The 22,823-nt window shown below is 71.0% G+C and carries 19 protein-coding genes and 1 pseudogene; 16 read left to right on the top strand and 4 right to left on the bottom strand.

Annotated elements, in window-relative coordinates:
* Position 1: 1 nt before the first annotated feature.
* Positions 2-694: a TetR/AcrR family transcriptional regulator gene (locus ACIQBL_RS17580; protein WP_401942367.1), complete on the bottom strand. Its 693-nt coding sequence runs from the start codon at positions 692-694 to the stop codon at positions 2-4.
* Between the two features lie 65 nt (positions 695-759).
* Here ACIQBL_RS17580 and ACIQBL_RS17575 point away from each other — a divergent pair, with 65 nt between their 5' ends.
* From ACIQBL_RS17575 to ACIQBL_RS17565, 3 genes are all read left to right on the top strand, one after another.
* Entirely contained in the window at positions 760-2,217 is a 1,458-nt protein-coding gene (locus ACIQBL_RS17575; RefSeq protein WP_401942364.1) for a molybdopterin-dependent oxidoreductase, read from the top strand.
* A 314-nt stretch (positions 2,218-2,531) separates the two neighbouring features.
* Entirely contained in the window at positions 2,532-4,160 is a 1,629-nt protein-coding gene (locus tag ACIQBL_RS17570) for an MFS transporter (protein ID WP_401942362.1), read from the top strand.
* Positions 4,161-4,218: 58 nt separating this feature from the next.
* The gene (locus ACIQBL_RS17565; protein WP_401942359.1) at positions 4,219-5,502 is read left to right on the top strand and encodes a glycosyltransferase; all 1,284 of its coding nucleotides are present in this window, start codon (positions 4,219-4,221) and stop codon (positions 5,500-5,502) included.
* A gap of 42 nt (positions 5,503-5,544) precedes the next feature.
* On the opposite strand, the gene ACIQBL_RS17560 is transcribed toward ACIQBL_RS17565, so the two are convergent.
* Together ACIQBL_RS17560 and ACIQBL_RS17555 are read right to left on the bottom strand one after the other, a co-directional pair.
* The gene (locus ACIQBL_RS17560; protein ID WP_401942357.1) at positions 5,545-6,969 is read right to left on the bottom strand and encodes a sensor histidine kinase; all 1,425 of its coding nucleotides are present in this window, start codon (positions 6,967-6,969) and stop codon (positions 5,545-5,547) included.
* A gap of 126 nt (positions 6,970-7,095) precedes the next feature.
* Positions 7,096-7,800: a response regulator transcription factor gene (locus tag ACIQBL_RS17555; protein WP_401942354.1), complete on the bottom strand. Its 705-nt coding sequence runs from the start codon at positions 7,798-7,800 to the stop codon at positions 7,096-7,098.
* 348 nt (positions 7,801-8,148) lie between these two features.
* Between ACIQBL_RS17555 and ACIQBL_RS17550 the strand changes: the two genes are divergently transcribed.
* From ACIQBL_RS17550 to ACIQBL_RS17490, 13 genes are all read left to right on the top strand, one after another.
* A complete protein-coding gene (locus ACIQBL_RS17550; RefSeq protein ID WP_401942352.1) occupies positions 8,149-8,613 on the top strand; it encodes an SRPBCC family protein in 465 nt (154 codons plus the stop codon).
* 369 nt (positions 8,614-8,982) lie between these two features.
* Positions 8,983-10,005, top strand: a complete 1,023-nt coding sequence (locus tag ACIQBL_RS17545) for an acyl-CoA dehydrogenase (protein WP_401942349.1) — start codon at positions 8,983-8,985, stop codon at positions 10,003-10,005.
* Between the two features lie 151 nt (positions 10,006-10,156).
* Positions 10,157-11,251 carry an SDR family oxidoreductase gene (locus ACIQBL_RS17540; protein ID WP_401942345.1) on the top strand — a complete coding sequence of 365 codons (1,095 nt, stop codon included), beginning with the start codon at positions 10,157-10,159 and terminating at the stop codon, positions 11,249-11,251.
* Complete coding sequence (locus tag ACIQBL_RS17535; RefSeq protein ID WP_401942342.1) at positions 11,248-12,522, top strand: aspartate aminotransferase family protein; 1,275 nt, start codon at positions 11,248-11,250, stop codon at positions 12,520-12,522. The genes ACIQBL_RS17540 and ACIQBL_RS17535 overlap by 4 nt, the downstream gene beginning before the upstream one ends.
* 1 nt (position 12,523) lies before the next feature.
* Entirely contained in the window at positions 12,524-13,015 is a 492-nt protein-coding gene (locus ACIQBL_RS17530; RefSeq protein ID WP_401942339.1) for a type II toxin-antitoxin system RatA family toxin, read from the top strand.
* Positions 13,012-13,566, top strand: a complete 555-nt coding sequence (locus ACIQBL_RS17525) for a flavin reductase family protein (RefSeq protein WP_401942337.1) — start codon at positions 13,012-13,014, stop codon at positions 13,564-13,566. The genes ACIQBL_RS17530 and ACIQBL_RS17525 overlap by 4 nt, the downstream gene beginning before the upstream one ends.
* A gap of 41 nt (positions 13,567-13,607) precedes the next feature.
* Complete coding sequence (locus ACIQBL_RS17520; RefSeq protein ID WP_401942334.1) at positions 13,608-14,450, top strand: SDR family oxidoreductase; 843 nt, start codon at positions 13,608-13,610, stop codon at positions 14,448-14,450.
* Positions 14,447-15,124 (top strand): sterol desaturase family protein, encoded by a 678-nt coding sequence (locus ACIQBL_RS17515; protein ID WP_401942331.1) that lies wholly within the window; start codon positions 14,447-14,449, stop codon positions 15,122-15,124. Before ACIQBL_RS17520 ends, ACIQBL_RS17515 begins: the two co-directional genes overlap by 4 nt.
* Positions 15,125-15,304: 180 nt before the next feature.
* The gene (locus ACIQBL_RS17510; protein ID WP_401942329.1) at positions 15,305-16,546 is read left to right on the top strand and encodes a nitric oxide synthase oxygenase; all 1,242 of its coding nucleotides are present in this window, start codon (positions 15,305-15,307) and stop codon (positions 16,544-16,546) included.
* 67 nt (positions 16,547-16,613) lie between these two features.
* Complete coding sequence (locus ACIQBL_RS17505; protein ID WP_401942326.1) at positions 16,614-18,530, top strand: 2-oxoacid:acceptor oxidoreductase subunit alpha; 1,917 nt, start codon at positions 16,614-16,616, stop codon at positions 18,528-18,530.
* Positions 18,523-19,629, top strand: a complete 1,107-nt coding sequence (locus ACIQBL_RS17500; protein ID WP_401942323.1) for a 2-oxoacid:ferredoxin oxidoreductase subunit beta — start codon at positions 18,523-18,525, stop codon at positions 19,627-19,629. Before ACIQBL_RS17505 ends, ACIQBL_RS17500 begins: the two co-directional genes overlap by 8 nt.
* A gap of 545 nt (positions 19,630-20,174) precedes the next feature.
* Positions 20,175-20,546: a hypothetical protein gene (locus ACIQBL_RS17495; protein WP_401942320.1), complete on the top strand. Its 372-nt coding sequence runs from the start codon at positions 20,175-20,177 to the stop codon at positions 20,544-20,546.
* A 207-nt stretch (positions 20,547-20,753) separates the two neighbouring features.
* Positions 20,754-22,565 (top strand): ABC transporter ATP-binding protein, encoded by a 1,812-nt coding sequence (locus tag ACIQBL_RS17490; protein ID WP_401942317.1) that lies wholly within the window; start codon positions 20,754-20,756, stop codon positions 22,563-22,565.
* A gap of 41 nt (positions 22,566-22,606) precedes the next feature.
* Here the strand turns inward: ACIQBL_RS17490 and ACIQBL_RS17485 are convergent.
* Positions 22,607-22,772: pseudogene (locus tag ACIQBL_RS17485) on the bottom strand (IS5/IS1182 family transposase); the annotation flags it as partial.
* Positions 22,773-22,823: the final 51 nt, after the last annotated feature.

Raw genomic sequence — 22,823 nt, 5'->3', positions numbered from 1 at the left:
GCTACTCCTTGGTCTCTGCGGTGGGATCCGCGGCGGTGGTTGTGGTTGTGGTTGTGGCTGTGGTTGTGGCTGTGACGGTGTCCGCGTCCGCGGTGCTGGTCAGGAGCCCGGGAGTGATCAGGCCCAACAGGGAGTCGGCGGCCCGCTCCGGCGGCCACGCGTGGCCGGCCCGCATGTGCAGGTAGGTCCTGGTGATCACGTTGAACAGCAGCGTCGCGGTCTCCTCGGCGTCGAGGTGCGGCTGCACGCTCCCGTCGGCCTGGCCGTCCTGGAGCAGCCGACGGAACGGGGCCACGTAGACGTCCCGGGTGGAGCGGCCCGTACGGTCGCTCTCGCCGAAGTGGAAGACCGGGTCCGGCACCGTGGACAGTCCCGTGAGCAGCCGCAGGTGTTCCTCCACCACCGCGCAGGCGCCGCGCATCGCGCGCAGCAGCCGGTCCCCGCCGCTGCCCTGCGAGGTCATGGCCGGCCAGATCGCGGCCTGCCAGGCCTGCGCCGCGCCCACCACCAGGGCGTCGACCAGTACGTCCTTGGTGATACCGCGCCGGTAGAGCGTCACCCGGGAGATTCCCGAGGCCTCCGCCACCCGTTCCAGGGTGAAGTCGTGCCAGCCGTGCTCGGCCAGGACCTTGGCGGTGGCGGCGAGGACCGCCTCGTCCAGGACCGGACTCCCGGTGTTCGCCGTGCTTGCCACGTGACCCCCCAAGGATGCAACACTTGTGTTGCAATAACGATACACACCTAGTTCAGGAGTGGGCGATGGGTACGTGGCAGCACGGTGCGGCCGCCGCACTGTTCGGGGTGGGAACGGCCGAAATCCTCGCGGCGCTGTGGCAGACCGGGTCACCGGTGGACGCCGCGGGCAAACTCGTCGTGGACAGCGGCCCCCGGCCCGTGGTCGAACGCACCGTCAAGTACTTACGTGCTGCGGACAAACCGGCGATCCGGGCACTGGTCGCCGGAACGGCCGTCGGGGCCGGTGCGGTACTCGGCCGGGCCGACCGCAGCCTCCCCAGGGACCTGGCGGTCACCGCCGCGGGTGCGGCGGGCTCGGCCCTCGCCCTGCGGCGGCGGGGCGCGTCGGACGCCGCAGGGGGACCCCAGCCGGCCCGGGCGCTGGGCACGGCCGCGGCGGGAGGCCTGGCCATGCTGCTGGCACTGTCCATGCCCCCGCGTGGCGCGCCCGCCCTCGCGCTGGTGGGCGGCGGCGCACTGACGGCGGCCTTCCGGGCCCGGAAGCGGCAGCTGTCCCGGCACGACACCGCCAGGGGAGCCGGTGAGCTGAAGGTGGTGCGCCCGCTGCCGCCCGCGCGCGACGGCGCCGAGTCCTGGCCCGGGGTCAGCCCGCTGATGACCCCGCCGCACGACTTCTACGTCACGGATGTCGCCATGCGGCCACCGCTGGTCCACCCGGACACCTGGCGACTGGACATCACCGGCGCATGCGCCTCGCCCCTGCGGTTGTCGTACGCGCAGGTGCTCGCCAGGGACCTGGTCGAGTTCGACGCGGTGCTTTCCTGCGTCCACAACCGGCTGGGCTGGGGCCGACTGGGCAACCAGCGCTGGACCGGGCTCCCACTGCGGGACCTGATCGACGAGGTCGTACCGCACGCCGCGGCGGGTTTCCTGGTGACCCGCGCCACCGACGGGTGGGAGTGCACCCTGCCGCTGGACCTGGTGCGCACGCTGGACGCCTATGTGGTCGTCGGCATGGCCGGACACCCGCTCAGCGCCGCGCACGGCTTTCCCGCCCGGGTGTTCGTGCCCGGCATCTACGGGCAGTTCACCGGCGCCAAATGGCTGACCGAACTGCGCCTGACCGAGCACCCGAACCAGGACTACTGGCTCCCGCGCGGCTGGCCGCGCGAGCCGGTACCGGTACGCCCCACGGCACGTATCGACACACCGGCCGCAGGCCGCCTGCCGAGCAGCACCCCGGTGGTGTGGGCCGGAGTGGCCTGGGCGCCCCCGTACGGGGTCGAGGCGGTCGAGGTGAGGGTCGACGGCGGCCCCTGGCAGACCGCCGAACTCGCCGCCGAACTCGCCCCCGCGGCCTGGCGTCGCTGGCGGCTGCCGCTCTTCCCGCCGCCGGGCCCCCATACGATCCAGGCCCGCTGCGCGGGGCGGGGCGGAGTGCTGCAGAGCGCGGTTCCCCGCGAACCGTTCCCGACCGGTGCCTCCGGATATCACACGGTCGCCGTCACCACGACGGCCTGACACATCCCTTGAGGGGCGACGCCCGGCCGCAGCACGGCCGGGACGTCGATGCCCGCACACGAGCATGGCATCCACGGGCACGGGCACGGGCACGGGCACGGGCAGAGGGCGAGAAACGCCCGTGTCCCGGGGTTGCGCGCGGGAGCACAGAGCGGTCCCGCCGCCCCCAACTCGCCCTCCGCCGCGTTTTCTTGACGTTCCGCTGCATCGCCCCTTGGCTGCCGCTGCCGATGGCGTCCCTAGCGTGGAAGACGCCGACGACACCGCCGGTGTACGCGCACATCCCGCCGTCCCTGCCCCGGAGTGCACCTGACATGGCCGACCACAGCGACAACAAGACTGTCCCCCCGGATCACCGGCCGGTACCGTTCGCGCGCCCCCACAAGTGGTGGATGCTCGGTGCCGTCTCGGTGGCGACGTTCATGCTGCTGCTCGACGTCACCGTCGTCAACGTGGCGCTCCCCGACATGCAGAAGTCCCTGGGCGCGAGCTTCTTCGACCTCCAATGGGTCGTCGACTCCTACGCGTTGACCCTCGCGGTGTTCCTGCTGGCCGCCGGGACCCTGGCCGACCAACTCGGCCGCAAGCGCGTCTTCGTCATCGGCCTGGGCGTCTTCACCGTGGCGTCGCTGCTGTGCGGGGTGGCGTCCAGCCCGCTGACGCTCAATCTCGCCCGGGCCGTCGAGGGCGTCGGCGGCGCCGTCATGTACGCGGTGTCACCCGCGCTGATCGCCAACGACTTCCACGGCAGGCAGCGCGGCATCGCCTTCGGTATCTCCGGAGGCGTCACCGGCCTCGCGGTCGCCGTCGGGCCGTTGCTCGGCGGCGCGCTGACGGCCGTCAGCTGGCGGTGGATCTTCCTGCTGAACGTGCCGATCGGTCTGCTGGTGGCGCTGGTCATGGTCACCCGCGCCGCCGAGTCCCGCGACCCCGAGCGCAAGCGGATCGACTGGCCCGGCCTCGCGCTGTTCTCCACCGCGCTCGCGATGCTCGTCTTCGGGCTCATCCGCGGCGAGTCGCAGGGGTGGACGCACCCGCTGATCCTCGGTCTGTTCGCCGGCGCCGCAGTCCTGATGGCCGCCTTCGTGGCCGTGGAGCGGGTACGTCCCGATCCGATGCTCGACCTGGCCCTGTTCCGCAACCGGTCATTCAACGGACTGTCCCTCGCGACGCTCGCCGCGAACGCGGCACTCAACGTGGCCATCCTCTTCCAGGTCCTGTACATGCAGTACGTCCTGGGGTTCTCCGCCTACGGCACCGGGGTCCGCTATCTCCCGCTCACCGTCGCGGTGTTCATCGCGGCGGCCGTGGCGGGCACCTACTCGACCCGCATTCCCGCCCGGCTGCTCGTCGGGGTCGGATGCGTCGCCCTGGGCATGGGGCTGCTCGCGACCGACAGTCTCGACGCCGACTCCACCTGGACCGATCTGCTGCCCGGCATGCTGCTCGCCGGTTTCGGCGCGGGCGTGTTCAACCCCGTACGTGCCGCTGCCGCCGTCGCCCTCGTCCCGCTGCGCAGGGCGGGGATGTCCTCCGGCATCAGCGAGACCTTCCAGCAGGGCGGAGTCGCACTGGGCGTCGCGGCACTCGGCTCCGTGGCCCACAGCCAGACGAAGGAGAACTTCGCCGCGGCGGTCAGCGCCTCCGGCGAGTTCAGCGGCCGTCAGGCGGGCGAACTCGCGCGGATGGTCTCCGCGGGCAGGCTGACCGAGGTCGCCGGCACCGTGCCGGCCGCCCAGCGCGCCCTCGTCGCCAGGACCGCGAACGACGCCTTCATCGCGGGGCTCGACATCGTCATGCGGGTCGGCGGGTTCGTCGCGATCGCCGGCGGGATCCTCGGCTTCGTCCTCATGCGGCAACGCGACTTCCCCGACGAGCCCCAGGCATCCGGCCCGGAGCAGCCCGGCGCGGACCAGCCCGCCGAGCGGGCGCCCGCCCGCTGAAGAAGCACGTCCCGAACGGCACCACAGCCCATCCACCCCCGGAAGAGGGATCCTCGCCATGAGCCGCTATCTCGTCTACACCGCCCCCGGAAGCGGACACATCTACCCGCTGATCCCCACGCTGTCCGAACTGCGGCGGCGCGGCCACGACATCGTCGTCTACGCCGAGGAAGCGGGCCTGGAGACCCTGCGCCGGCAGGGATTCGAGGCCGACGCGATCCACCCGGCGATCGAGCGCCGCGAGGACGACACCTGGAAGGCCCGCACTCCCATCGGCGCGCTGCGCCGCTCGGTGGCGATGTACTCCGACCGGGCCAGCTACGAGGTCACCGACCTCCAGGAGGCCGTACGGAAGTGGCGGCCGGACGCGATCGCGCTGGACAACAACTGCTGGGGGGCTGCCGCCGCCGCGCAGGCGTCCGGGGTCCCCTGGGCGCAGATCGCCACGTTCCTGCTGCCGCTGACCACCAGGGACGCGCCGCCGTTCGGACTGGGTCTCAAGCCGCCGACCAGCTGGGTGGGCCGGCTGCGTGACGACATACTGCGCCAGAGCGCCGTCCCGCTGTTCGACGTCTCCCTGCCGCCGATCAACAAGCTGCGGCGCGGCCTGGGCATCCCGCGCGTCAAGCATGTGCCGGACCTCTACATGACGGCCCCGCTCATCCTGTCCTACACGGCGGAGCCGCTGGAGTACCCCAGGACCCAACTGCCCGCGTCCGTAAGGATGGTCGGGCCCAGCAGCTGGGATCCCGCCGCGGACGAGACCGAGCCGGAGTGGCTCGCCGCGATCGAACGGCCGATCGTCCTGGTGACGGTCTCGACGGTGTTCCAGGACGACGCGAAACTCATCCAGACCGCCCTCGACGCCCTCGCGGACGAGCCCTACGACGTCGTCGTCACCACCGCCTCCACCGACCCCGACACCTTCCGCGCGCCTCCCAACGCCCACCTCCACCGGTTCGTGCCGCACAGCCTGGTCCTGCGGCGGTCCGTCTGTGTGGTGTCCCACGGCGGCATGGGGATCACCCAGAAGTCGCTGCTGGCCGGTGTCCCGGTGTGCATCGTGCCCTTCGGCCGTGACCAGCTGGAGGTCGCGCGGCGGGTGCAGATCGCGGGCGCGGGGACGCGGCTGCCCGCGGGCCGGCTGAACGCGCGCCGACTGCGTGACGCGGTGCGCGAGGCGGTGGCGAAGAAGGCCGTGGCCGAGGAGGTCGCGACCCGGCTGCGGAGTGCCGGTGGCGCGGACCGGGCGGCCACCGAGCTGGAGGGGCTGCTCGCCGGTCGGGTTGCCGGTTCGTCCTCAGTCGCCGGTCGCGCTGACATCAGCCCGGCCGGCGACTGAGGACCCCCAGGCCGTCTTCGCCGCACCGGCAGCCACCACGCACTACGGCTTCGCGGTGCTCGGCTCCGCCTCGGTGGCCTCGCGCAGCGCCGACGCCGGCACGACCCGGGGCAGGACCGCCCGCGCGATCAGGCCGTGCGGCGCGGCCTCCTCGAGTTCGAGCCGGGCTTCGCCGGCGGTGAGCAGGGCCTTGGCGATGGCCAGGCCGAGGCCGGAGCCGCTTCTGCCGACGGGCTGGCGTCCGCGCCAGAAGCGGTCGGCCGCCCGGTCCATGTCGCCGCCCGTCATACCGGGGCCCTCGTCCTCGACCTCCACGTACACCCAGGTGTCGTCGGAGCGGGTCCGGATGGTCACCCGGCCGCCGGGCCGGGAGAAACTGATGGCGTTGTCGAGGAGGACGTCCAGCACCTGGTCCAGGGCCCCGGGCAGGCAGACCGCGGCCACCGGACGGCCCTGCACCGCGATGGTGACGTCGGCCTCCTCCGCCCGGTCGCTCCAGGCCTGGGCGCGGGACTCCACCACCGAGCGGACCTCGACCGTGATGGTCCCGGAACCCGCGGCCGAGGCGTTGGCCAGGGCGAGGAGTTCGTCGAGGATCCGGCTGAGGCGGTCCGCCTCGGTGATGGCCACCACCAGGTCCTTCCGCCCCTCCTGCGTGACGACCGCTTCCAGGGCCTCCACCCGTACCCGAAGGGCGGTCAGCGGATTGCGCATCTGGTGGGACGCGTCGGCCACGAAGCTGCGCTGGGCTTCCAGGACCGAGACCAGCCGGTCCGTCATCGCGTTGACGGCTTCGGCCAGGTCGCGCAGTTCGACCGGGCCGCGGTGAGCCGGAGCGCGTACCGAGTACTGGCCCTGGGCGATCTTCCGTACCGTCTCGTGCAGCTTCCGGGCCGGACCGAGGCTCCACCGAACGAGGGGTATGGCCACCAGAGCCGAGGCCAACAGCCCCAGCAGGCCTGCTCCCAGGAGCAGTAAGAAGTCTTCCGTCACCTCCGAGCGCAGGGACGAGGTGGGGGCGATCGTCGCCACCGCTCCGGCCGGTTTCCCGTGCTGAAGGATGGGCTCCGCCACGAACAGGGGCCGCGCCCTGATGTTGAAGGAGTAGTCCAACGGGACCGTGCTCCGTCCCGCGAGCGCCTTCTCCAGAACGTCCTCCCATTCGTCCTCGTTCACCAGGGTGCCCGGGCGGGTGCTGCGGATCTGCTTTCCGTGGGTGTCGAACAGGAGGACCACGGTGTCGTGGTCGTGGCCGTAGGCGTCGGCCCTGTCGGCCCAGGCCTGTTCGGGCTCCGGATTGTCCGCGTCGGCCGCGGCGGCGGAGGCGAGCACGAAGGTGTCCGAGACCTGGCGGATCACCAGATGGTGATAGGTGTTCATGGCCAGGCTGATGCCGAGAGGAATCTCCGTGGCCAGCAGGAGCAGCGCGGTGAGCGTCAGGTACGTGATCAGCAGACGGCGGCGCACGAAGGACGTCTCCAGACGGGGGTGGTTATGGGGGCCTGGCGTGTGGATCTTCGTGGGGGAACGAGCGCCGTCCGGCGCCTGCGATCGCAGGGCGGAGGGGGGGAGACAGCGCGAAGAGGGGCCCTGCTAAGCGGCAGGAGGGGCGCCGAGGCGGAATCCGACGCCGCGCGTCGTCTCGATCCACTCGTACGATCCGAGTTTCTGCCGCAGCGCCCCGATGTGGACGTCCAGGGTGCGCGTCGAGCCGAACCAGTTCTCGTCCCACACCCGGGAGATGATGGCCTCCCGGGTGTGGACGGTGTCCGGCTGCTCCATCAGCATCGCGAGCAACTCGAACTCCTTGCGGGTGAGTTGGACCGGCAGGCCGTCCAGGGTGACGTCCCGGCTGCGGAGATCGAGGGAGAGGGGGCCGGCGGTCACGATCTCCCGGACGGTGGCGCCGCACGACGGGTCGTGGTCTCCCGGACCCACCCCGCAGCGGCAGGACCGGCGCGTCACCGCCTCCATCCGCGCCCGCAACTCGTGGACGGAGTACGGCTTGACCACGTAGTCGTCGGCTCCGGCGTGGAGGCCCAGCACCTTGTCGATCTCGTCGGTCCTGGCGGTGAGCACGATGATCGGCACCGAGGTCCTGGCCCGCATCCGCTTGCACACCTCGATCCCGTCCAGGTCCGGCAGACCCAGGTCGAGGAGGACCAGTTCACAGCCGTCCAGGCTGGCCAGCGCTTTGGCCGCCGTCGGCGCGGACACGATGTCGTGCCCTTGCTGGCGCAGCGCCGCGCACAGCGCGTCGGCCACATGCTCGTCGTCCTCGACCAGCAGAACACGCATGATTCCCCCATGAAGGGTCCAATTTCACACTCCACGCAGTGGAGTGGACGGTATTCGAGATTCGAGCCTAGTTGAATCCCGGCACGACATACAGTGCCACAGACTTGTCATTCATTTGAATGTCACCTGCAGATCCGCTGTATTCCCGGCCGGTAACGTCGTACTCGACCACTGTGTACCGGTTCCCGCCATCCTGACGGAGCCGGAAATGGAATGGTGCCTTCCGTGGCCGCGTTCCCGGCGTGGCCTGCGCGGCAGCGAGCGATCCTCTCCTGGCCGGCCCCACCTGATCCTGAGCCGGAGCGTTCGGATTGAGGAGTGAGAGCGATCGGCATCGGAAGGAGCCGCATGCGCCAGCCGACCATTGTGGGCAGCATCGAGATCGCTGCCCGCCCGGCCACGATCTACGGCCTCATCACGGATCTCTCGCGCTGGGACCGGTTCGTCGTCGAGACCCGCGTTCCCGCCCGGGCCGTCCCCGCCGGCCTTGCCCCCGGTACGACGTTCCGTGCCTGGAACCGGAACGGCCTGTGGCGCTGGCGCACGACCACCACGGTGCTGCAGGTCGTGCCGTCCCGGAGTCTCGCCTTCGAGGTGACGTCGTTCGGCAGGCCGGTGGCCACCTGGCGTTACGACATCGTGCCGACGGCTCGCGGCAGCCGGGTCACCGAGAGCACCCGTGACATGCGCGGCAGGACCATGTGCCTGGTGTCCGTGGCGGCGACCGGGGTGGTCGACCGCACCGCCCGCAACCAGCGCAACATCGAACGCACCCTGGGCCGGCTCAAGGCCGAGGCGGAGAAGTCGGCATAGCTTCCTCCGGCGTTTCCCCTGTTCTTTCCCGCACCCCGAAACGGCCGTTGCTTCTCATTGCCTCCGTTCATGGGATGTCCAGCGCGGATGCCATTCCTGGCAGGGAAGACCTGACATCCCATTGCAGTCCACTTGAACCGTCGTTGCATCACGGGTGATTAGCGTGGGGAGCGTCGCAGCGGCGAAGGGGAACCTCCTCGCCGCCCCGCATCCAGAAATTGCGGCGATCTGGCCGACCGACGTAAGGGCTCGCGGAAAATGATATATCTGGAACATGAACGTGCAGTTCTCGAAAACCTTCTTCCCGGGCTCGATGACGCCCTGACCGCTTCCCCCTTGCACACCTGGGAATCACCGGGCAATCCAGGGTTGAAGGAATTTCGCAAAGCCGGCGGTCCGGCCCTGCTGGTGCCGGTCGAACACGGCGGCAAGGGTGCCGACCTGCTCACCGCGGTGCGTGTGCAGCGCGCGGTGGGCTCGCGGTCCCCGTCCCTGGCGGTCGCCACCACCATGCACCACTTCTCGGTGGCCTCCCTGGTGGAGACCGCGGCCCACAGCGACGGCATGGAGTGGATGCTGCTGGCGGCGATCGCCAAGGACAACCTGCTGCTCGCCTCCGCCTTCGCCGAGGGCCGCACCGGCCAGGGCATCCTCAACCCCTCCATCACCGCACGGGTCGACGGGGACACGGTGTGGCTGACCGGCACGAAGAAACCGTGCAGCCTCTCCAGGTCCATGGACCTGCTCACCGCGTCCGTCGCCCTGCCCGGCGCGGACGGAACACCGCGGCTGGCCGTCGCCGTCGTCCCGGCCACCGCGTCCGGCCTGGAAGTGCGGCCGTTCTGGAACAGCCCGGTGCTGGGCGGCGCGGAGAGCGACGAGGTCGTGCTGTCCGACGTGGAGGTCCCCGCCGACCTTCTGGTGCGTACCGACGTCACCGCCGACGGCGAGCTCGACCGCCTCAACACGGTCGGGTTCCTGTGGTTCGAGGCTCTCATGACCGCCAGTTATCTCGGCGCCGCCTCGTCCCTGGTGGAGCGGACCCTCGCCAACACCCGGATCGCCCCGGCGACGCGGGCACAGGCGGTCACCGCCGTGGAAGGCGTCGTCCTGATGCTGGAAGGGCTGGCCGCGGCTGCCGCCGCCGGGTCGGTCGACGAGGGGACGCTGGCCCGGGCCCTGGTCTGCCGCTACGCCGCCCAGGACGCCATCGGCCGCGTACTGGAGCTGTGCGTCGAGGCACTGGGCGGGATGGCCTTCATCTCCTCCGGCGACATCGCCTACCTGCACTCGGCCTGCCGCGCCCTGGCCTTCCACCCGCCGGCCCGTGCCCGGATGTCCGAGCCGCTGGTCGCGTACTTCGCGGGCAACCCGCTGCGCATCCCCTCCTGACGGCACACCTCTCCGCACGACCTGCCCCCGTCCGGCACGGCGGGCCCGACCGAGGCCACGCCGTCGGTGGGCCCCCCTCTGTCCGACGTCCTGCCGCCGGCGGCGGCCCGCACCGCCATCCCTGTCGACCGACTCCCCGAGGTGCACCATCGTGTCCACTCCCCGTCCCACCGTCCTCCTCACCGGCGCCTCGGGCGTCCTCGGCACCGCCCTGCTGGCCGAGCTCCCCTCCTCCTGCCACGTGACCGCCCTGGTCCACCACTGCCCCTGCCCGGTCGCCGACGATCAGCTCACGGGCGACCTGACCGCCCCCGGCCTCGGTCTGGACCGCGAGACGTACCAGGCCCTGGCCCGCCAGGTCGACGCCGTCGTGCACTGCGCCGCCGTCACCGACTTCACCCGCGGGCCCGAAGCCACCCACGCCACGAACGAGGCCGGCACCCGTGCGGTCGCCGAGTTTGCCGCCGACGCCGGTGCGACGCTCTACCACGTCTCCACCGCGTTCGTGGCCCGGCACGAACTGACCCGCTCACGGCTGGGCCGCGACACCGGGGAAGCCGCCGCCCGGCCCGAGGACTACCTGGACTCCAAACGCGCCGGCGAGCAGGTCGTGCGCGACTCGGGCATACCGGCGGTGATCATCCGCCCTTCGATCGTCATAGGCGACTCCCGCACCGGGCAGATCTCCGCCTTCCAGGGACTGCACAACATCCTGCAGATGCTGCTCCGCGGGCTCATGCCGCTCGTCCCGCTGCCCGCCACCTCACTCATCGACTTCGTCCCGCAGGATCTGGTGGCCCGCACCATCGCCGCACTGATCGCCGAGGAACGCCGCGACGGAGAGGTCTGGGTGACCGCCGGACCGCAGGCGCTCCGCGCCGAACAGGTGATGGACGTGGTCGCCGACACCTGCGCCGAACTCGGACTGAACCGGAAGATGCCCCGCTTCGTCGGCACCGACATGGTCGACCGGCTGATCCGCCCGGTCTTCCTGGCCGACGGTCTCCCGGACCGGATGCTGCGCCGCTTCGACGACATGCTCGCCATGACCGCGCTGTTCGCGGACGCGCCCACCTTCCCCACCTCGCTCGGCGAACTGCCGGGCGGGCCGCCGCCGGTGACCCGGTCCAGGATGGACTCGGCGCTGCGCAGCTCGATCCTGTACCTCGCGGAGACCAAGCGGATCGGCGAGGTCACCGCCACCGCCGGTTCCGTGCGTACGGCCCCGGCGGGGGTGCCCGCATGACGCCGGCGACCGCGCCGACCGTACCCGGGACGGCGCCGCAGGAGTCCTCGTCGGCCGACGTGCTCGACGCCTACCGCAAGCACCTGGGCCGGGGGAGGGCCCGCCTGGCGTCCATGACCGGCGGCGTGATGGAGATCGCCTCCTACGGCGCCCGGGTCTTCGCCGCGGACGGCAGGGAGTACGTCGACTGCGGCGGCTACGGGGTCTTCCTCCTCGGCCACTGCCACCCCCGGGTCGTCGAGGCGGTCGTCGCCCAGGTCCGCCGCCACCCGCTCGCCTCCCGCCTGCTGCTCGAACCGGTCGCGGCCGGCGCCGCGACCGCGCTCGCCGCGATCACCCCGCCCGGACTGGACTACGTCCACTTCGTCAACTCCGGCGCGGAAGCCACCGAAACGGCCATCAAACTCGCCCGCGCCCAGGGCAGGCTCCGGCTGATCTCCGCCCGGGGCGGCTACCACGGCAAGACCACCGGAGCGCTGGCCCTGACCGCCAAGGAGCTCTACCAGGCCCCCTTCCGCCCGCTCCTGGCCGCCGAACACGTCCCCTACGGCGACGCCGCCGCCCTCGCCGCCGCCCTGGCGGGCGGACCGCCGGCCTGCGTCGTCATCGAACCCGTACAGGGCGAGGGCGGAGTGGTCCTGCCGCCGCCCGGATACCTGCGCCAGGTACAGCGGTTGTGCGCCGAGCACGGTGCCTTCTTCGTCCTCGACGAGATCCAGACCGGCCTCGGCCGGCTCGGCACCTGGTGGGGCGCGGACACCGAGGACGTACGGCCCGACATCCTGCTGGTCGGCAAGAACCTCAGCGGCGGCGTCATCCCGGTGGCCGCGGCCGTCGCCACCGCCGAGGCGTACGCGCCCTTCGACCGCGACCCCTTCCTGCACACCTCCACCTTCGCCGGCGCCCCCGTCGCCATGGCCGCCGCGCACGCCGCGGTACGCACCATCGCCGAGGAAGGCCTCGTCGAGCAGGCACACCTGCTCGGCATCGACCTCATCGACCGGGTCCGCGACACCCTCGCACCGCTGGGCGACGCCGTCGCCGACATACGCGGCAAGGGGCTGCTCATCGGCATCGAGATGCGCGACGAGGCCCTCGCCGGCGAACTCGTCCTGCACCTGCTCGAAGCGGGGCTGCTGGTCAACCACTCCCTCAACGCGCACCGCGTGGTGCGCCTGACCCCGCCGGCCGTGCTCACCCGCTCCGACCTGGACCGGATCTCCGAAGCCTTCACCGCCGCGTCCGCCGCCCTATCGAAGGGACTCCACTGACATGCCCGAGGTCACTCTCGACGTCCACGTGCCCGATACCGCCGCCCCCGAAGTCTTCGCCCTGCTGCGCGACTTCGCCGCCTACCCCCGCTACACCGACGCCATCCGCGAGGTCCGCGTCACCGAGGTCGACGACCGCACCGTCGACTCCCACTGGTCGGCCAACTTCCGCAACGGCGTGCTGTGCTGGTCCGAGCGCGACCGCATCGACCCGGCCGCGCTCACCATCGAATTCACCCAGCTCGACGGCGACTTCGAGACCTTCGAGGGCGGCTGGTACGTCCAGCAGGACGGGCCCGGCACCCACGCCCGCTTCGCCGCCGCCTTCGACCTCGGCATCCCCAGCCTCGCCTCGCTCATCGACCCCATCGCGTCCCGCACGCTGCTGGACACCATGGCGCTGATCGCCCAGGGGCTGTTCGGTTCCCGCATCACCCTGCACGAGCCGGAGCCCGTCGCGGCCGGTGCCGGCGATGCGGGCGGTCGGCCGTGACCTGGCACACCCCCATCGCCCTGCCACCGCTCCCCGGCTCCGCCCCCGCCTCCGTTCCCGGCGGACCCCGCGCCGAGCCGTCCGCCCAGGCGTTCCGCGACGTCATGGCCCACCTGCCCGCCGGGGTGAGCGTCATCACCACCGACGGAATCCACGGCCCGGCCGGCATGACGGCCAGCGCCGTCTGCTCCCTGTCCCTCGACCCGCCCCTGGTCCTGGTGTGCGTCGACAACAACAGCCGCACCCTGGTTCGGCTCCGCGACCACGGCACCTTCGCCGTCAACGTGCTGCGCCAGGACCAGGCGAACCTCGCCAAGGACTTCGCCGACCGCGACACCGACCAGCGCAAGCGCTTCGCCGCGGCCTCCTGCCGCCACGAGGCCGACGGGTCACTGATCCTCGACGGGGCGTTGGCCTGGCTCTCCTGCCAGGTCCAGGACACCTATCCCGGCGGCGACCACACGATCCTCACCGGCCGCGTCCACGCGCTCGGATACACCCACAGCCAGCCCCTGATCTGGTACTCGCGCCGCTTCCACGCCCTCGCCTGACCGCCGCCCGAACCCCAACAGCTCCCCATCCAGGAGGACCCGTGTCGAGGAAACTGACCCACCAGGTCGTCGCCATCACCGGCGGCAGCCGCGGCATCGGCCGCGCCACCGCCGAGGCATTCATCAAGCAGGGCGCCAAGGTCGCCATCGGCTCCCGCGACCACGACTTCGCGGCCACGGTCGCCGACCAGATCGGCGCCCACGCCTACCCGCTGGACGTGACCGATCCGGCGTCCGCCAAACAGTTCTGGAAGGCGGTCGAGGCCGACCTCGGCCCCATCGACGTCTTCGTCAACAACGCGGGCGAAATGCTGGTCAGCCGCTTCGAGAACGAGAGCGACGAAGCCACCCTCCACCAGATCAACGTCAACCTGCTCGGCACCATCAACGGCATGAAGTCCGCGCTGGGACCGATGCGCGAGCGCGGACACGGCCACATCATCAACATGGTCTCCGCCGTCGGCATGATCGGTCTGCCCGGCTGCGCCACCTACTCGGCCGCCAAGCACGCCGTGGTGGGCCTGTCCGAAGGGGTACGCGCCGAACTGCGCGGCTCCGGCGTGGACCTGTCGATCATCCTGCCCATCCCCGCCCAGACCGAACTGACCTCGGGCGTCAGCAAGGGCCGGTTCGTCCCGCTGCTCACCCCCCAGGACATCGCCGCGGCCGTGGTCCGCACCGCCCGCCGCCCCCGCTACAACGTCTACGTCCCCGGCTGGACCAACCCGGTCACCCGCTCCCTGTACCTGCTGCCCCAGCCCTGGCGGGACGCCATGGGACGGCTCCTGAAAGCCGATCAGCTGCTGCGCACCACCGACTACCAGGCCCGCATCGGCTACGAGGCCCGGCTGGGCCACATCGGACCGAGGAAGGCGAGCCTGTGAACACCCCCACCAAACGGGCCTCCTCCGGCAAGGGAGCCGTCCGCCGGGGCAACGCGCCCTCCGTGACCGGCATCCCGGTCGTGGACAGGCTCATCCACGTCAGCCCGGCCACCACCGTCATCATGTTCGCCCCCGTCGCCGTCGTCGCCACCGCCGTCTCGGTCGGCCGCGGCGGCGGCTGGTCCCTCCTCGGCTGGGGACTCGCCGGCTACGTCTACTGGACCCTGTCCGAATACTGGGGCCACCGGATCGTCCTGCACTACGAACCCGAGCGCGGCTTCGGCGCCAAGCTGCACTACCTCCTGCACGGTGTCCACCACGAGTACCCGCAGGACGCCCGCCGCTCCATCCTCAGCCCCCTGCTGAGCATCCCCATGGTCGGCTCCGCCTTCTACCTCTCCAGCGGCCTGCTCGGTGTGCCCCTGGTCTTCGGAGCCGGCTACATCGTCGGATACCTCGCCTACGACCTGATCCACCTCTACCTGCACCACGGCAAGCCGAAGAACCGCCTGCTGCGCACCCTGCGCGAGTACCACATGCGCCATCACTTCCGCGACGACACCCGGGGTTTCGGCATCAGCGCCCCCTACTGGGACGAACTGTTCGGCACCTCCATCGCCCGCTCACCCCGGACCGGCCAGCCCGCCGGCGCCGCACCCGGCAGCAGCGCCTGACGCCCGCCCGCCCCCGAGAACCGCGTGGGCGCCCCGCCACCACCGGGTCCACAACCTGTCGTCGGTGCCCGGCCCCGGTGACCGGCGCGGGCGCCCACGCGCACCACAGCGGGCGGCCACCGGCCGCTCCTCCCGAAACCCGCCGCCCCGGGCCGAGCTGCCCCCTTCCGAGGACAGGCCATGAACCCTTCCGACACCCTTGCCGCACGCCTCGTGCCCCACCCCGCCCCGCGCCCCCAGCCCGCCGCCACGAACCGGACCCCTTACGAGGACCCCGCGTCACTCCCTGTCCCCGGCGGGGCCGGTCACGCCGACCTTGCCGAAGCCGAGGACTTCGTCCGGATGCACCACCGCGAACACCCCGACCAGCCGCACCCCCTCCACACGCGGCTCCAGGAGATACAGCGGCACATCTTCGAGACCGGCACCTACCGCCACACCTCCGCCGAACTCGCCTTCGGCGCCCGCGTCGCCTGGCGCAACAGCAGTCGCTGCATCGGCCGCCTGTACTGGAACAGCCTCCAAGTCCTGGACCGCCGCGACGCCACCGCCCCCGAGGAGATCCACCAGCACCTCGTCACCCACCTGCGCCAGGGCACCAACGGCGGCCGCATCCGCCCGGTGATCTCCGTCTTCGCCCCCGATGTCCCCGGCCGCCCCAGCCCGCGGGTGTGGAACGACCAGCTCATCCGCTACGCCGGCTACCGGCAGGAGGACGGCAGTGTCACCGGGGACCCCGCCTACGCCGACTTCACCGAACTGGTCCGGCGGATGGGCTGGAACGCCCCCGGCGGCGCCTTCGACGTCCTGCCCCTGGTCATCAGCACCCACGACACGAAGCCACAGCTCTTCGACGTCCCCGCCGACGCCGTCCTCGAAGTCCCGCTCAGCCACCCCGAGCACCCCTGGTTCGCCGACCTGGAACTGCGCTGGCACGCGCTGCCCGCCATCTCCAACATGCGGCTGCGCATCGGCGGCCTCGACTACCCGCTCGCCCCCTTCAACGGCTGGTACATGGGCACGGAGATCGGCGCCCGCAACCTCGTCGACGAAGGCCGCTACGACCTCCTGCCGCTCATCGCCGCCCGCTTGGGCCTGGACACCGACAGCGAGACCTCCCTGTGGCGCGACCGCGCCCTGGTCGAACTCAACGTGGCCGTGCTGCACTCCTTCGCTGAGGCCGGCGCCCGCATCAGCGACCACCACACCGAGTCCCGGCGCTTCCTCACCCACATGGAGAAGGAACAGCGCGCGGGCAGAACCGTCCCCGCCGACTGGACGTGGATCGTCCCCCCGCTGTCCGGCGGCATCACCCCGGTCTTCCACCGCTACTACGACCAGGCCGACCAGCGCCCCAACTTCTACCTCGACGACCAGGCGCGCGACCTCGGCCGCGGCCAGTGCCCCTACCACGGCGGATGAGCCGGGTGCCGTCCCACGACAGAGCCGCGGCCACACGCGTGCGCCGCCGCGAAGGAGGTCCGCTTCAGTGACGAGTCAGATCAGCCGCCCTGCCGATGAGCACCCCGTGCCCGGTGAGCAGCGCGGACCGGCCAAGGAGATCCGGCGGCTGGACCGGGTGATCATCCGATTCGCCGGGGACTCCGGCGACGGTATGCAGCTCGCGGGGGACCGGTTCACCTCGGAGACGGCGTCCTTCGGGAACGACCTGTCGACGCTGCCGAACTTCCCGGCGGAGATCCGGGCCCCCGCAGGCACCCTGCCGGGAGTGTCCAGTTTCCAGCTGCACTTCGCCGATCACGACATCCTGACTCCGGGTGACGCCCCCGACGTCCTGGTGGCGATGAACCCGGCCGCACTCAAGGCGAACATCGCCGACCTGCCGCGCGGCGCGGAGATCATCGTGAACACCGACGAGTTCACCCCGCGCGCACTGGCCAAGGTCGGTTACCCCGCGAGCCCGCTGGACGACGGCTCGCTCCAGGGCTACGCGGTGCACCCGGTGGCGCTGACGACCCTGACCGTCGGTGCGCTGAAGGAGTTCCCGCTGTCGCGGAAGGAGGCCGAGCGCAGCAAGAACATGTTCGCGCTCGGGCTGCTGTCCTGGATGTACCACCGGCCGACGGAGGGCACCGAGGGCTTCCTGCGGAAGAAGTTCGCGAAGAAGCCGGACATCGCCGAGGCGAACGTCGCGGCGTTCAGGGCGGGTTGGAACTTCGGCGAGACGACGGAGGACTTCGCGGTCTCCTACGAGGTGCAGCCTGCCGCGGCGGCCTTCCCGGCCGGCCGGTACCGCAACATCTCGGGGAACCTGGCCCTGTCCTACGGCCTGATCGCCGCGAGCAGACAGGCCGACCTGCCGCTGTACCTGGGCTCGTACCCCATCACCCCGGCGAGCGACATCCTGCACGAGCTGAGCAGGCACAAGAACTTCGGGGTGCGCACGTTCCAGGCCGAGGACGAGATCGCCGGCATCGGCGCCGCGCTCGGCGCGGCCTTCGGCGGCTCCCTCGCGGTGACCACCACCTCCGGACCCGGCGTCGCGCTCAAGTCGGAGACCATCGGCCTCGCGGTCTCCCTCGAACTGCCGCTCCTGGTGATCGACATCCAGCGCGGCGGCCCGTCCACCGGTCTGCCCACCAAGACCGAACAGGCCGACCTCCTCCAGGCGATGTACGGGCGCAACGGCGAAGCCCCGGTACCGATCGTCGCGCCGCGCACCCCCGCTGACTGTTTCGACGCCGCGGTCGAGGCCGCCCGTATCGCCCTGGCCTACCGCACCCCGGTCTTCCTGCTCTCCGACGGCTACCTCGCCAACGGCTCCGAACCCTGGCGGATCCCGGACCCGGACGAACTGCCGGACCTGCGGGTGCCGTTCGCCACCGCACCCAACCACGAGGGCGAGTTCTGGCCGTACAAGCGGGACCCGCAGACCCTGGCCCGGCCGTGGGCGGTCCCCGGCACACCGGGACTCGAACACCGCATCGGCGGCATCGAGAAACAGGACGGCACCGGCAACATCTCCTACGACCCGGCCAACCACGACCTCATGGTCCGCACCCGGCAGGCGAAGACCGACGGCATCACCGTCCCCGACATCGCCGTCGACGACCCTTCCGGGCACGCACGCACACTGGTGCTCGGCTGGGGCTCCACGTACGGGCCCATCACCGAGGCCGTCCGACGCGTCAGGCGTGCCGGCGGCGCCGTCGCGCAGGCACATCTGCGTCACCTCAACCCCTTCCCGGGGAATCTCGGCGAAGTGCTGCGTTCCTACGACCGCGTCATCGTCCCGGAGATGAACCTCGGCCAGCTCGCCCAGCTGCTGCGGGCGAAGTACCTGGTCGACGTGCGTTCGTACACCCAGGTCACCGGCCTGCCGTTCAAGGCCGAACAACTCGCCCACGCCATCACCACCGTGCAGGAGGAGAGCGCAGATGTCTGAGGCACCCGTCGTCGACCGTCCCGTATCGGGGGCGCCGGGGCTGCCGGCACTCTCCCTGGTCCCGAAGGCCGACGCGAAGCAGTCGATGAAGGACTTCAAGTCGGACCAGGAAGTGCGCTGGTGCCCCGGCTGCGGCGACTACGCGATCCTCGCCGCCCTACAGGGCTTCCTGCCCGAACTCGGCCTGGCCCGCGAGAACATCGTCTTCATCTCCGGCATCGGCTGCTCGTCCCGCTTCCCCTACTACATGAACACCTACGGGATGCACTCCATCCACGGCCGCGCCCCCGCCATCGCCACCGGCCTGTCCACCTCGCGCCGCGACCTCAGCGTCTGGGTGGTCACCGGCGACGGCGACGCGCTGTCCATCGGCGGCAACCACCTCATCCACGCCCTGCGCCGCAACGTCAACCTCAAGATCCTGCTCTTCAACAACCGGATCTACGGCCTCACCAAGGGCCAGTACTCTCCGACGAGCGAGGTCGGCAAGATCACCAAGTCCACGCCGATGGGCTCGCTCGACGCCCCCTTCAACCCGGTCTCGCTGGCCATCGGCGCCGAGGCGTCCTTCGTCGCCCGCACCATCGACTCCGACCGCAAGCACCTCACCGGTGTGCTCCGGGCGGCGGCCGCGCACCCCGGCACCGCGCTGGTGGAGATCTACCAGAACTGCAACATCTTCAACGACGGCGCCTTCGACGCCCTCAAGGACCAGCACTCCGCCCAGGAAGCACTCATCCGCCTGGAACACGGGCGGCCGATCCGCTTCGGGGCCGACGGTTCGCGCGGTGTCGTACGGGACCCTGACACCGGCGACCTGCGGGTGGTGGACGTCACCGAGGCCAACCAGCCGGACATCGTGGTCCACGACGCCCACGCGGCCGGCCCCACCCACGCCTTCGCGCTGTCCCGCCTCGCCGACCCCGACACCCTGCACCACACCCCGATCGGCGTACTGCGCGACATCGACCGCCCGGTCTACGACGCCGACATGGCCGACCAACTCGAACGAGCCGTCGAACAACACGGCAAAGGCGACCTCGGCGCACTCCTCACCGGCAACGACACCTGGACCGTCACCGGCCCGGCATACGGATAAAGGCACCGCAGCGCGAAGGGGTTGTGGGCCTACAACCAGAGGAATGCACTGTGCGTCCGAAAACGGACCGCAAGTCGAATTCCAGCGAATTCACCGATCTGCGACGCACCGTCGCCCCGCGCTCCGAGCCCCGGAGAAACCTCGACCGCGCCACCGAGGAGACACCAGCCAAGTCCTTCCTCCGGGGCGCGAATCCCGCGCACTGTCCGCAACATCAACTGGCACTCCTGCCCCCACTGACCGACAGCCCCACGATGCCCCGTCGTGATGCCGCAACTGACACCGTGTTGGGCTGACACAGCCAGGCGACTACGAAGCAACAACGAGCGCGCAACGGGTCGATGGCGACACGGCGGGCCCGGTGCCGCGTGTCCCTATTGTCTGGCGGAACAGGGGCCCGCCTGTGCCCCCGGGGGAGGGGAGCGATGTCGCCAACCACTTCACGGCGGGTGTTTCGGCGCGTTGTCGGTGCCGTCGTGGTCGGCGTGGCCTTGGCCGGTACTTCTGGGTGCACGGTCCCGGTAGATGCCGTCGCCAGCATCTCCGTGACCAGTGACGGTCATTTGCTCGGCGTCATGCTGGTCTGCGGGCATCATCTCGACGGCGCGACCCTCTATGTGGACAGCGCAGACGTCGACAAGGAGGTGAAGGTCGGTTCATGGACATCCGGCCGACCCGTCAAGGCCGGTCTTGCCACCTGGCCCCTTGATTCTCCTGCCGCCGGCTGGACCGCCACCACGCCTCTGACTCCGCTCACCGCCAAGACCGCGTACGCCCTCTACGGCTGGACCAAAGACAACTCGTGGTCATCGGGCAACGTCCTCTTCACCCTGACCGACACGGACCGGCTCACTCCGGGAAATGTCCTCTACGCCCGGATGACGCTCGGTCAGGCGCGTCGGTTAGGGATTCGGTAAGGGAACATCATTCAACCCTCACCTCCCTTCGTGAATCGGGCAACTCCCGTCCCCGTATTACCGGTTGCCAACTCCGAGAAAGGGGAACGCCGTGTCCTTCGCGAAGATCACCCTGGCCAAGAAGGCCAAGAAGAAGGAATGCGCCAAGGAGGCGCATCACAAGCACCACAACAAGAAGCACCACCGCAAGCACAAGAAGCACGCCAAGTGACGGCGGTGCCGGGGTCCGCCCGCACACCCGGCGTGGACCCCGGCACCCCCTGGGAGCGGACGGCGGCCGGGGGACGCCGCCCGTCCCGGATGCGTCACGCCCGTACCTCTCCTCTTGCCGCCTTCCGGACCTTCTGGCCCCTGGTCCGCGGCAACCGCGTCGCCGTCCTCTCCTCGGCCCTGCTGCTCATCGTCTCGGCCGCCGCCGACGCCGTCGCGATCGGCATCGCGGGCCGCCTCGCCGACGACGTCCTGGCCCCCGGCGACCTCGCCGCCTTCTGGGGCCCGGCCACGCTGTGGCTCGGCCTGGCCGTGGCGGGTGCCGCGGCTTCCGCCGCGGGCAGCTACCTGTCCGGCTGGACCAGCGAACACTTCCTCCTGGGCCTGCGCGACCACGTCTTCCAGCACCTCCAGCGCATCCCGCCGGACACCCTCGACCGCTACGGCACCGGCGACCTGGTCACCCGCCTCACCGGGGACATCGAGGTGGTGGAGACACTGGTCGCCTCTGCCCCCGTCGAGCTGATCACCTCCGCCGCGGGAGCCGTCGTCTTCGCCGCCGCCGCCTTCTGGACCAGCTGGCAGCTGACGCTCATCACCTTCGCCGCCGCACCGCTGATCTGGGTCGGCGCCCGTGTCTTCGGCACCCTGATGCGCACCGCCAGCCGCGCGGAACGCGACAGCAACGGACGGCTCGCCACCCTCCTTGAGGAGAGCCTCGCCAACATGCCCCTGGTACAGGCGTACGGCCGTCAGCAGGCGGAGCGCAGCAAAGTGCACCGGGAGGGACGCACCTGGATGCGGGCCGGGCTGCGGCAGATCCGACTGTCGTCGCTGTACGGCCCGCTCGGTGAACTCCTCGAAACCCTCAGCGTGCTGGCGGTGATCGGCGCCGGGGCGTGGCAGATCTCCGAGCACCACCTCAGTGTGGGCGGTCTGCTCTCGTTCGCCGCCTTCCTCAGCTACCTCCACCCGCGCCTGCAGGAACTCGGCGAACTCCTCGTCGGCGCCTCCACCGCGACCGCCTCCTGCGAGCGCCTGATCGAGATCCTGCGCACCACCCCCACGCCCGAAGCGCTGCCTCGCCCCGACACCCCGCAGCTCCCCGAACCCGTACACGGCGCCGTCACCTTCCAGGACGTCGGCTTCTCCTACCCCGGTGCGACGGGCCCCGTACTGCACGGCGTCCGCCTCGATATCCGCCCGGGGCTCCTGGTCGCCGTCACGGGACCCAGCGGCGCCGGCAAGTCCACCCTCGGCAAACTCCTCCTGCGCTTCCACGAACCCACACGGGGCCGCATCCTGCTCGACGGCCGCGACATCGCCGACCTCCCGGTGGACGAGGTACGCCGCCACATCACCCTGCTCCCGCAGGACAGCATGCTCTTCGACGACACGGTCCGCGCGAACATCGTCTACGGCTGCCCCGACGCCGCCGACAGCGAGGTGATCGCCGCCGCCGTGGCGGCCGACGCGCACGGCTTCGTCAGCGAGCTGCCCCAGGGCTACGACACCCCGGTCGGCAAGCACGGCAACAACCTCTCCGGCGGCCAGCGCCGCAGGATCGCCCTCGCCCGGGCCATGCTGCGCACCGCGTCCGTCCTCGTCCTGGACGAACCCACAACCGGCCTCGACGACGCGGCCACCGCCCGCATCATGGCCCCCCTGCGCCGCCTCACCGACGGCCGCACGACCTTCGTCATCACCCACGACCAGCGCCTGACCGCCCTGGCCGACCTCGTCCTCCAACTGACCGACGGCACGGCCGTACTGGCGACACCCACACCGGTGGGCAACGAGGCGGCCTGAACGCCGTCCGGCTGACACAATGAGCCGAGCTGTCGGTGGGGGATGAGGCAGCAGGCGAGTTTGAGGAACGCTTCGTGGAGGTCGGCTCTGCGTTCCCGGCGGATGCGCAGACGTCGCAAGCTGTGAAGCCGGACGAAGGTTCGCTCGCCCCCACCGGTAGGTGCCCAGTCCGGTGCCGTGCCGGGCGCCTCGACAGGCATTGGCGGGCACGTCGCGGTTGCCGCTGGTCAGCAGGACCCCGCGTGCCCTCTCTTGGCG

This window comes from Streptomyces sp. NPDC088350 (genome assembly GCF_044753545.1).
Classification (GTDB): Bacteria; Actinomycetota; Actinomycetes; order Streptomycetales; family Streptomycetaceae; genus Streptomyces.
Note: the sequence above shows the minus strand (reverse complement) of the source record. Positions and strands in the feature narration are given on the sequence as shown.